Origin of the sequence: Streptomyces sp. NPDC055962 (assembly GCF_042270185.1) — a bacterium.
GTDB lineage: Bacteria > Actinomycetota > Actinomycetes > Streptomycetales > Streptomycetaceae > Streptomyces.
Genome location: NZ_JBHJYN010000015.1, coordinates 117,359 through 128,029, shown reverse-complemented (window position 1 = coordinate 128,029; position 10,671 = coordinate 117,359). Strand labels below are relative to the sequence as shown.

The window sequence follows — 10,671 nt, the reverse complement described above, 5'->3', positions numbered from 1 at the left end:
GTGGCGGGGGCCGGGGCCGGCGCCGGGGCGGCCCCCTCCACTCTCCCCCCGGCGTTTTTTTTTAACCCCCCCCCCCCCCCCCCCCCCCCCCCCCCCCCCCCCGGGGGGGGGGGCCCCCCCCCCCCCCCACGGATCCGCCCGGCGACCTCCACCGGGGTGAGTCCGATCCCCGCCAGCACCTCGCCGCGCCCCGCGTGCGCGAGGAACTCCTCAGGGATGCCGAACGTCCGCAGCGGTACGTCGACGTCCGCGTCCCGCAGGGCCTGTCCGACGGCCCAGCCGACCCCGCCGGTCCTGCTGTTGTCCTCGACGACCGCCACCAGCCGGTGCCGGGCGGCGAGCGGGGCGAGCTGCTCGTCGACCGGCTTGACCCAGCGCGGGTCGACGACCGTACAGCGGATCCCGTATCCCGCGAGCAGGTCGGCCGCCCGGAGGCACAGCGGGGCGAGCACCCCGACAGCCACCAGCAGGACGTCCGGATCCGCCGCGCGGTGCAGGACGTCCATCCCGCCGATCCGTCCCACCGAGGAGACGGGCTCGCCCACGGACTCCTTGGGGAAGCGGATCACGGTCGGGGCGTCGTCCACCTCGACGGCCTCGCGCAGTTCCTCCCGAAGCCGGTCGGCGTCGCGCGGGGCCGCGATCCGGAGCCCCGGGACGACCTGGAGGACGGACATGTCCCACATGCCGTTGTGCGAGGGGCCGTCGACCCCCGTCACCCCGGCCCGGTCCAGGACGAAGGTCACCCCGCATCTGTGCAGGGCGACGTCCATCAGCACCTGGTCGAACGCCCGGTTGAGGAAGCTCGCGTAGACGGCGACGACCGGGTGCAGACCGCCGGTGGCCAGCCCGGCGGCGGAGACCGCGGCGTGCTGCTCGGCGATCCCCACGTCCCAGATCCGGTCGGGGAACTCCGCGGCGAAGCGGGTCAGTCCGACCGGGTGCAGCATGGCCGCGGTGATGGCGACCACGTCCGGGCGCTCGGCACCGATCTCCGCGATCTCGTCGCCGAACACCGAGGTCCAGGACGGCGCGGCGGGCACGACGAGCGGCTCGCAGGTCAGCGGGTCCATCCTGCCGACCGTGTGGAAGCGGTCGGCGTCGTCGGCCAGGGCTGGGGCGTACCCACGGCCCTTCTCGGTGATGCAGTGCACCAGCACGGGGCCGCGGAACCGCTTGGCCCGTTGCAGTGCGGTCTCGACGGCCGCGGTGTCGTGGCCGTCGACCGGTCCGACGTACTTCAGGCCCAGGTCCTCGAACATGCCCTGGGGGGCGAACGTGTCCTTGAAGCCCTTCTTCGCCCCGTGCAGCGATCCGTACAGCGGCGGGCCGATGACCGGGGTCTGCTGGAGTACGCCCTTGCCCCAGGACAGGAAGCGTTCGTACCCGTCGGTGGTACGAAGGGTCGCGAGATGGTTCGCGAGGCCGCCGATGGTCGGGGCGTACGAGCGTTCGTTGTCGTTGACGACGATGACCAGCGGGCGGTCGCCGGCCGCGGCGATGTTGTTGAGCGCCTCCCAGGCCATCCCTCCGGTGAGCGCCCCGTCGCCGACGACCGCCACCACATGGTGCGGACGGCCCAGCACCTCGCCGGCCTTGGCGAGGCCGTCCGCCCAGCCGAGGACTGCGGAGGCGTGGGAGTTCTCGATGACGTCGTGCTCGGACTCCTCACGCGAGGGGTAACCCGAGAGGCCGCCCCGGGAACGCAGCCCGGAGAAGTCCTGGCGTCCCGTCAGCAGCTTGTGCACATAGCTCTGGTGTCCGGTGTCCCACAGGATGCGGTCCACCGGTGAGTCGAAGACCCGGTGGAGGGCGATGGTGAGCTCGACCACTCCGAGGTTGGGGCCGAGGTGACCCCCCGTCCTCGTCACGGCACGGATGAGGAACTCCCTGATCTCCTGAGCGAGCTCGGCAATCTCCGGTCCACTGAGCGCCTTGAGGTCCTGCGGCCCCTTGATGGATTCCAGCGTCGTCACGCCCGGGCCCCTCTCCCTGGTCCTGTTGTCGGCTCACCCTCGCGTCGTCGTCATCGGCCGCACCGGCACCGGCGCGTGCCTGCGGACGGCCACCGGCCCGGCCCGGACGCGCCACGGGGGCGGCGCTCCGTGGGGGACCGGGCCGGGGAGCGCGGGGAGATCCGGCGCGGCCGGCTCTCCCGCGGTCATGACGTCACCGGTTCCCGCCGATCGTCTCCCGTGCCGCTCGCAGGGACTCCTTCAGTGATCCCATGGTGGCGAGCACCGCCGTGGGCTCGTACCCGCAGTGCGCCATGCAGTTGGCGCAGCGCGGGTCCTTGCCCCGGCCGTACTTGTCCCAGTCGGTGTCCTCGATGAGTTCCCGGTAGGTCGGGACGTAGCCGTCGCTCATCAGGTAGCAGGGCCGCTGCCAGCCGAAGAGCGAGTAGTTGGGGATCGCCCAGGCCGTGCAGGGGAAGTCGGCCTTGCCCTCCAGGAAGTCCAGGAAGAGCGGGGAGTGGTTGAGCCTCCAGCGGCTGCGGTTGCCGCCCGCGAAGGCCTTCTTGAAGAGCTCACGGGTCTGTTCCACACCCAGGAAGTGCTCCTGGTCGGGTGCCTTCTCGTAGGCGTAGGCGGGCGAGATCATCATCTCGTCGACCTTCATCTCGTCGTTGAGGAAGTTCAGCACCTCGATGACGGTCTGGGGGGTGTCCGTATTGAAGAAGGTGGAGTTGGTCGTGACCCGGAAGCCGCGGCTCTTGGCCTCCTTCATCGCCTCGACCGCCTCGTCGAAGACGCCTTCCTTCGCGACCGACTCGTCGTGCCGCTCACGGAGTCCGTCGATGTGCACCGCGAAGGCGAAGTAGGGGGACGGCGTGAACTTGTCGAGCTTCTTGCGCATCAGCATCGCGTTGGTGCAGAGGAAGACGTACTTCTTCTTCGCCACCAGCTGCCGTACGATCTCGTCGATCTGAGGGTGCATCAGAGGTTCGCCGCCGGCGATGGAGACCATCGGGGCACCTGACTCCAGCACCGCCCCCACCGCCTGGGCCACCGGCATGCGCTGCTTCAGCACTCCGGCCGGGTGCTGGATCTTGCCGCAGCCCTCGCACGCCAGATTGCAGGCGAACAAGGGCTCCAGCTCGACGATCAGCGGAAACTTCTCCCGCTTGCGGAGCTTCTGTTCGAAGAGATACGTCGCAACCTTGATGGACTGACGGAGCGGCATGGCCATCTGGGCTCACCTCCTGGGGAGCAGCAAAGATCGGTGCCATTCGTGAAAAGCCGGAAGGACAGCACGGAGAACGCGGAATGCCGATATTCCACCGCGGACCGTGCCGATGCGGACGAGCTCATGCTCTGGAGCGTCCACGACCACCCGTACGGCCGCAACCGGGCGCGGCCCGGTCCGTACGGCGGTGCGGAGGGTGGCGGCGGACTCCATGTCCACCGCGACGGCGCCGGTGGCCCGGAGGCCGGCCCGCTCCGTGCCCCTCACGACGTGACCGGAGCCGGCCAGCGGGCCGGTGTGGACCGTACGGCCGGGAACCGCCCTGACCAGTGCGTCGACCAGCAGGCCGGTCCCGGTGCACGGTGTGGTGCCGTCGGCGTCCCGGGTCTCCTCGGCCACCACGAGGTCGCCCGGGTGCATGCCGGGCTCCAGCCCCGCGCAGAAGCCGGAGGCGATGACCGCCGTGCCCCCGGCCCCGTGCAGCCCCAGGGCCTCCCGTACCGCCTTCTCGGCGGCCCGGGGGCCCATTCCCGAGCTGATGATGCTGACGGGGCCCGGGGCGGGGTGCGCGCCCTTCCTTCCGGTGCGCAGGGCGAGACGTTCGATGCCCAGGGCGCAGGCGATCAGCAGCGGCGCGGCGGGACCGGGCGGTTGCTGTGCACCACCCATGGGCTCAAGCCCCCTTACCGGCGCCGGCGCCGATTCCGGTGGCGGTGGCGAAGGGGTCTCCGTAGACGTACCGGCCGAGGGCTGTGAGGGGGAAGACCTGCCGGTAGAGGTGGTAGTTGATGGAGAAGTCCCAGGGGAAGCCGGTTCCGGTGAAGTGCGGCTCGTCCCAGGAGCCGTCGGCCTGCTGGGTCTCCGCCAGCCATCCGACGCCCCGCTCCACCGACCTGCTCCCCCGCTCCCCCGCCGACAGGAGCGCGAGCAGCGCCCACGCCGTCTGGGAGGCCGTCGAACTGCCGTGGCCGATCCACTTCTCCTCGCGGTAGGAACGCAGGTCCTCGCCCCAGCCGCCGTCGTCGTTCTGGACGGACTTCAGCCAGTCCACGGCCCGCCTGACCGAGGGGTGCGCGGCCGGCAGCCCGGCGGCGATCAGCGCGGGCACCACGGAACCGGTCCCGTAGATGTAGTTGACGCCCCACCGGCCGAACCACGCCCCGCTCGCCTCCTGTTCGGCGAGCAGCCAGTCGATGCCGCGGCGCGTACGGGGATCGTCCGCCCTGCCCTCGACCGCGAGCATCTCCACCACGTGTCCGGTGACGTCGGCCGACGGAGGGTCGATGACCTCACCGAAGTCGCAGAACGGCAGACGGTTGGGGAAGGGGCTGGTGTTGTCCGCGTCGAAGGCTCCCCAGGCGCCGTTGCGCGACTGCATGCCGAGGTTCCAGCGCACCCCGCGCTCGATGGCTCCCTCGACCCTCTCGGGGTCGGGGTGCCGGACGCGGCGCAGTGCCAGGACGACTTCGGCGGTGTCGTCGATGTCGGGGTAGTTGTTGTTGTGGAACTCGAACGCCCATCCGCCCGGCGCGAGTTCGGGCTTGCGCACGGACCAGTCCCCCGGCCGGACGATCTCCTCGCCGAGCATCCAGTCCGCCGCCCTCACGAGCGCCGGATGGTCGGGGCTCACCCCCGCGTCGGCGAGGGCGATGGTGGCGAGACAGGTGTCCCAGACCGGGGACTGGCAGGCTTCGACCATGCGGGCGCCGTCCTCGCGCCACACGGTGAAGCGGTCGAGCGATTCGAGCCCGGCCCGCATGACCGGGTGGTCGAGGTCGTAGCCCAGCAGATGCAGGGCGATGACGGAGTACACGGCGGGCGGCTGGATGCCGCCCCAGCAGCCGTCGTTCTCCTGGCGTTCGATGATCCAGCGGGCGGCGGCGTTCATGGCGATCCGGCGCAGCCTGCGCGGGGCCACCTTGTGGTAGAAGTGCAGCACCTTGTCGAGCCGCTGGAAGACCCCGTCCCAACTGGCGGCCGGGGCCGTGGGTCTGGGCGGGCTGGGGCACGCCGGGTCGGTGTGCAGTTCGTCCAGGGTGAAGGGCGCCGGACGTACGGGCCGCTTCGCGGACACGATGGTGAGGGGCACGATGGTCTGACGGGCCCAGCAGCCGAAGTCGTAGATGTTGAGCGGGACCCACTTCGGGAAGAACATCAGCTCGGGCGGGAGCTCCGGCAGGTCGTCCCACTTCCACCAGCCGAAGAGCGCGAGCCAGATCCTGGTGAAGACCCTGGATTCCGCGATCCCGCCCTGTTCCCTGACCCAGCCCGCGGCGCGGATCATATGGGGGTCGTCCGGCCGGTCCCCGGCCAGCCGCAGCGCGACGTAGGCCTCGATGGTCGCGGAGAGGTCGGGCGGCCCCTCGTAGAAGGTGTTCCAGGTGCCGTCGCCGAGCTGTTCGCCCCGGATGAAGCGGGCGGCGGCCTTGACGGTGTCCGGGTCCTGGATGCCCAGGAACTGACGGAGCAGCAGGTCCTCCGCGTCCATGGTGACGTTGGTGGCGAGGTCGCCCTTCCACCAGCCCTGCTCGTCCTGCCTGCCGAGGAGGTGCTCCACCGAGCGTTCCGCGGCCAGCCGCGCGACGGCGAACAGGTCGTCCGCGGCGGTGGTTGATTCGGTCGGATCGCATGCCGAGGCTGCGCGGAGGTTCGCGGCCCCGGTGCTTCCGTCGGTCGTCGCTGTCATGGCTTCCCCTTCGTGCAGTCTGGTCCTCTGCTGTGCTGGGGTCTCCGTCGGCGGGCGCCCCGGGGGGCGCCCGCCGGCGACTGCGAGTCATATCTGGATGGTGATCATCTCTTTCGTACGACCACGAAGTCGGCGAGCTCGGTGAGCTGCGCCCGCACTCGTTCCGGCATGTCGACGCCGTGCAGCGCCTCGATGGCTACCGCGTGCTGACGGCGGGCTTCCTGGGCGGTCCACTCGCGGCCGCCCGCCTCCTCGATGAGCGCCGCACGGGCGGCGAACTCCTCTTCGGAGAAGCTGTCGAAGTCGGTGCTCTTGGCGTCGGCGGCGAGCAGCTCCCCCAGCCGCTCCGAGGCCGGTCCGCCCGCTGCGAGCGCGGCCACGACGGGCAGCGACTTCTTGCGCTGGCGCAGGTCGCTCCAGGTCTGCTTGCCCGTGGACTCCGGGTCGCCCCAGATCCCGAGCAGGTCGTCGACCGCCTGGAAGGCGAGGCCGAGGTGGTAGCCGTACGCCTCCAGGACGTCGGCGGTACGGTCGTCGGCCCCGCCGAGCACCGCGCCGATGGAGACGGCGCAGGCGAGCAGGGCGCCCGTCTTGTTGCCCTCCATCTCCAGGCACTCCTCGACGGTGACCCGCTCGCGGTGCTCGTAGGAGATGTCCTGGGCCTGACCGTCGATCAGCTTGCGGCTGGCCGTGGTCAGCCTGCGGGCCGCCCGGCCCGCCTCGACGGTGCCGAGCTCCAGCAGGATCTCGTTGGCCAGCGCGAAGAGCGCGTCGCCGACGAGGATCGCCTGGGCGGGTCCGTGCACCTTCCATACCGTGTCGCGGTGGCGGCGCTGCTCGTCGCCGTCCATCAGGTCGTCGTGCAGCAGCGAGAAGTTGTGCACGAGTTCGACGGCTACGGCGCCGGGGATCCCTGCCTCTGCCGGAGCTCCCGCCGCTTCCGCTGACAGCAGGGCCAGCGCGGGGCGAACGGCCTTGCCGCCGTCGCCGTCGGCGGGCCGGCCCTGGGCGTCGATCCAGCCGAAGTGGTAGGCCGCGACGGTGTCCATGGGCGGCGCCAGCCGGTCCACGGCAGCTCGCAGCACCGGCGCTGACAGGGCCCTTCCGCGCTCCAGAAGCGCGGTGACGTCCGCGGTGTCCACCACGGTGTCGTAAGCCGGATTCGCCGGGGTCACAGACTCTCCTCTTGTTCCGGTGGTACTGCTCATGCCGCCTCCTGCAGCGGATGTTCGTGGGGCCGGCCGAGTGCCTGGAGCGCGGCGTCCGCGGCGGTGAAGCCACTGCGGACGGCACCCTCCATCGTGGCGGGCCAGCCGGTGGCGGTCCATGCTCCCGCCAGGTGCAGCCCGGGGGCGCGGGTGTGCGCGCCCGGCCGCAGGCGTCCCACTCCGGGTGCGGGCGCGAAGGTCGCGGTGCGTTCCCGGGTGACGAAGAAGTCGCGGATCCCGGCCCCGCGTGCCGCCGGGAGGAGCCGTTCCAGCTCGGGCACGTAGCGCTTGCGCAGCTCGGCGACGGGGAGGTCGATCTCGTCCTGGGCAGCCGACTGGGAGACCGCGAGGTACTGGCCGTCTCCCTGGAGTCCGGAGGACGCCGTACGGTCGAAGACCCACTGCACGGGCGATCCGATCGCCGCGAAGAAGGGCCTGCGCAGCACCGTGCGGTCGTAGACGACATGCACGTTGAGGATCGGCGCGTCGGTGAGGCGGAGCAGCCGGCCGGGGTCGTCGAGCGCCCCCTCGGGCAGCAGCCGGTGGGTGTCGCCCTGGGGCACGGCGAGGACGACGGTGTCGGCCTGGAGCGTCTCCCCGTCGGTCCCGACGGCCCAGCCGCCGTCCTCCGCGCGGGTGAGGGAGGAGACCCGGGTGCGCAGGTGGATGGCCACGCCCGCGGATTCGAGCGCCTTCCGGGCGAGGGTGTCGTGGAGGTCGCCGAGGGGGACGGCGGCCCAGCCGATGTCGGCGGCGCCCGGCTCGGAGAGGAGCCCGGTCTTGAAGACCTTCGCCGCCAGGGCCATGGAGGCGTGCGGCGCGGTGGCATTGAGCGTGGCGACCCCGACGAGGTCCCAGAGGGCCTCGACGGTGCGGTGCGACTGGCCGTGGCGGCGGAGCCAGGTGGCGAAGTCGATGCCGTCGAGCGCGGGGTCGGCGGGGTCGAGACGGCCGAGCGCCAGCGCGGCGCGGGCGACGCCGGCCTTCTCCGCGAGCGAGAGGTGCGGGTAGGCGGCGAGGCCGCCGGCGAGGTGCAGGGGCACGGGCAGCGCGGTGCGGCGCAGCCGCCCGAGCCTGGGCCCGGCGGGCCTGCCGACGTCGAGCACGGGTACGTCGAGGCGGTCCTGGAGCGGCGCGAGGTGGGCGCCCTCGATCCGGTCGAGGAACCAGCGGTAGCCCGTGCAGCAGCGCAGGTAGACGTGCTGGCCGTTGTCGACGGAGAGGTCGCCGCGGCGGAAGGAGAAGGCGAGGCCGCCGAGGCGGGGGCGCCCTTCCAGCAGGGTCACGTCGAGCCCCGCGTCGGCGAGGCGCAGCGCCGTGGTGACGCCTGCGAGGCCGCCGCCGACGACGACCGCGCGGGAGGAGCGGGGGCTCCGGCCTGTCATGCCCGCTCCCTTCGCCGGGTCGCCGCGGTCATCGGCTCGCGCCGCGTCGTCGCAGACAGGGACGCACGGGGGCGCACCGGGGTTGCCCGTCCGACGCGCCGGATAGGACCCGTCATCAGACCCTCCCCCTGGCAGTCCGGCGCGAGATGTACCGCGCGTCGAGGCCCGAGAGGCCGCGCACCGCAACGTACGCCTTCTCGTGGCCGGGCAGCGAGACCCTGCCGCGCAGGACGGCCTCGGGATCGCGTTCGATCCGGTCGAGGAGCCGGCGGTAGATGCCGGCCATGGCCGCCACGCAGGCACCGCTGCGCCGGTCCAGCATGGGCAGCAGCCGGTAGCCCTCGGCGAAGAGCGCCCGCGCGCGCCGGACCTCGAAGTGCACCAGGCCGGCGAAGTCCGACCCGGGAGGCGGGGTGGCCCGGTGGAAGCCGGCGGAACAGCCGAACTTCGCGAGGTCGTCGGCGGGCAGGTAGGTGCGCCCGTTGCCGGCGTCCTCGCGGACGTCACGCAGGATGTTGGTGAGCTGGAGGGCGAGGCCGAGGGTGTCGGCGTACTCCGAGGCCCGTTCGGCGCCGGGGGCGCCCGCTTCCGTCCCGAAGACGCCCAGGCTGAGGCGCCCGATGGCACCGGCGACACACCGGCAGTACGTCTTCAGGTCGTCCCAGGTCTCGTAGGTCGCACCGCGCACGTCCATGAGGACACCGTCGATGAGCTCGTCCAGGCCGCCGAGCGGCAGCGGGAAGCGGTGAGCGGCGTCGGCCAGGGCGACCGCGACCGGGTCGGTGTCGTCCTCGTCGACCTTGCCGTGCCTGATCCGGCCGAGCAGCTCCCGGGTGTCCTCCAGCCGGGCGTGCTTGGTCTCCGGGTCCAGCTCGCCGTCGCCGATGTCGTCGACCCGACGGGAGAAGGCGTACAGCGCCGACATGGCCTGCCGCTTCTCGTACGGCAGCAGACGGATGCCGTACGCGAAATTACGGGCCTGCTGTCCGGTGACGGCCTCGCAGTAGCTGTATGCGGCCTGTACCGGTGCCGACATGTACGTCGTCTGTCCCTCCACGGTCCGGCTCACCCCTCTCTGTGCGCTCTTCGCAGGACGTCTCCCACCTCGCGCAGCAGTCTGGGCGCGGTGGGCTTGGGCGGTCCGGGCAGTACGTCGAAACCTGCGGCCGAGACGGCGCCGAGGGCGGCTCGCCCTCCGCCGACGAATCCGGCGAGCAGCAGCTTGAGCCGGCCGCGGACACTGCCGACCAGGGGGATGCCCTCGTCCAGCAGTGCGCGGGCACGTTCCTCCTCGAAGGCGATGAGGGCGCGTACGCCCGCGCCCGCGGACGGGGCGGCCAGGTCGGACTCGCCGACGTGGAAACGGGCCATGTCCTCGGCGGGGAGGTAGATCCGGTCGCGTCCGAGGTCCTCGGCGACGTCCTGGAGGTGTTCGGCGATCTGCAGCGCGGTGCAGACGGCGTCGGAGCGGCGGATGCGTTCGGGGCTCGCGGTACCGGTGATCTGCAGGACGAGGCGGCCGACAGGGTTGGCGGAGAGCTCGCAGTAAGCCAGCAGCTCCCCGTAGGTCCCGTAGCGGCGGACCTTCTGGTCCTGCCGGTTCGCCTCGACCAGGCCGAGGAAGGGTTCGGGGGTGAGCGCGCAGCGCCGCACGGTGGGGCGCAGGGCGCGCATCAGGGGGTGCCGGGGGTCCTCGCCGGTGGCGGAGAAGACGCGGTGCAGGTCGGCTTCGAGGGCGTCCAGCGCGGAGAGGCGGTCGTCGTCCTGTCCGGGTTCGAGGCCGAGGTGACGGGCGTCGGCGCCGCCGGGGGCCAGATCGCCGTCGCCGATGTCGTCGACGAGTCGGGCGAAGCCGTAGACGGCCATGAGGTCGTCACGCCAGGCCCGGGGCAGGAAGAAGGGCGCCACGGGGAAGTTCTCGTCGGCTGCCTTGCCGAGCGTGGCGGTCGCTGCGGCGTCGGCGTGCGCCTGCTGGGTACGGGTCACTGCGTACCACCCGACGCGGGGACGGCGAAACCACGTCGGAGCTGGAGATTTTCCATCATTGCCGTCATATCTCCCGTTCTACACTGCCGACCCAAAACATCCCTTTTCGGACACGCCGCTCGTCCGGCCGAGTGCGACATGCACACAACGGGCGATGTGCCGGGGCGTATCACCCCACAGTGCCGCGAATCAGTACCGTGACAGCTTACGTTGTACAGCT

The 10,671-nt window shown here is 71.8% G+C and carries 8 protein-coding genes; all 8 read right to left on the bottom strand.

The features are described from left to right. The coding region (gene dxs, locus ACFC51_RS31480; protein ID WP_376532073.1) for a 1-deoxy-D-xylulose-5-phosphate synthase at positions 1–1,976 on the bottom strand (1,976 nt) is incomplete at its 3' end. Positions 1,977–2,169: 193 nt separating this feature from the next. Continuing rightward, positions 2,170–3,189 (bottom strand): adenosyl-hopene transferase HpnH, encoded by a 1,020-nt coding sequence (gene hpnH / locus ACFC51_RS31475; protein ID WP_376380680.1) that lies wholly within the window; start codon positions 3,187–3,189, stop codon positions 2,170–2,172. A gap of 6 nt (positions 3,190–3,195) precedes the next feature. Then, the gene (locus tag ACFC51_RS31470; protein ID WP_376380678.1) at positions 3,196–3,855 is read right to left on the bottom strand and encodes a 1-hydroxy-2-methyl-2-butenyl 4-diphosphate reductase; all 660 of its coding nucleotides are present in this window, start codon (positions 3,853–3,855) and stop codon (positions 3,196–3,198) included. 4 nt (positions 3,856–3,859) lie between these two features. Continuing rightward, positions 3,860–5,872: a squalene--hopene cyclase gene (shc, locus tag ACFC51_RS31465; protein WP_376380675.1), complete on the bottom strand. Its 2,013-nt coding sequence runs from the start codon at positions 5,870–5,872 to the stop codon at positions 3,860–3,862. A 104-nt stretch (positions 5,873–5,976) separates the two neighbouring features. After that, positions 5,977–7,080 carry a polyprenyl synthetase family protein gene (locus tag ACFC51_RS31460; protein WP_376374986.1) on the bottom strand — a complete coding sequence of 368 codons (1,104 nt, stop codon included), beginning with the start codon at positions 7,078–7,080 and terminating at the stop codon, positions 5,977–5,979. After that, positions 7,077–8,465: a hydroxysqualene dehydroxylase HpnE gene (hpnE, locus tag ACFC51_RS31455; RefSeq protein ID WP_376532071.1), complete on the bottom strand. Its 1,389-nt coding sequence runs from the start codon at positions 8,463–8,465 to the stop codon at positions 7,077–7,079. The genes ACFC51_RS31460 and hpnE overlap by 4 nt, the downstream gene beginning before the upstream one ends. 115 nt (positions 8,466–8,580) lie before the next feature. Beyond that, a complete protein-coding gene (gene hpnD / locus ACFC51_RS31450) occupies positions 8,581–9,501 on the bottom strand; it encodes a presqualene diphosphate synthase HpnD (RefSeq protein ID WP_376374981.1) in 921 nt (306 codons plus the stop codon). Between the two features lie 29 nt (positions 9,502–9,530). Then, a complete protein-coding gene (gene hpnC, locus ACFC51_RS31445) occupies positions 9,531–10,451 on the bottom strand; it encodes a squalene synthase HpnC (protein ID WP_376532069.1) in 921 nt (306 codons plus the stop codon). Between the last annotated feature and the right edge of the window lie 220 nt (positions 10,452–10,671).

Excerpts from the sequence above, each read along its gene's own strand:
- hpnH (WP_376380680.1), bottom strand. The coding sequence starts at position 3,189 with ATGGCCATGCCGCTCCGTCAGTCCATCAAGGTTGCGACGTATCTCTTC.
- ACFC51_RS31470 (WP_376380678.1), bottom strand. The coding sequence starts at position 3,855 with ATGGGTGGTGCACAGCAACCGCCCGGTCCCGCCGCGCCGCTGCTGATC.
- shc (WP_376380675.1), bottom strand. The coding sequence starts at position 5,872 with ATGACAGCGACGACCGACGGAAGCACCGGGGCCGCGAACCTCCGCGCA.
- ACFC51_RS31460 (WP_376374986.1), bottom strand. The coding sequence starts at position 7,080 with ATGAGCAGTACCACCGGAACAAGAGGAGAGTCTGTGACCCCGGCGAAT.
- hpnE (WP_376532071.1), bottom strand. The coding sequence starts at position 8,465 with ATGACAGGCCGGAGCCCCCGCTCCTCCCGCGCGGTCGTCGTCGGCGGC.
- hpnD (WP_376374981.1), bottom strand. The coding sequence starts at position 9,501 with ATGTCGGCACCGGTACAGGCCGCATACAGCTACTGCGAGGCCGTCACC.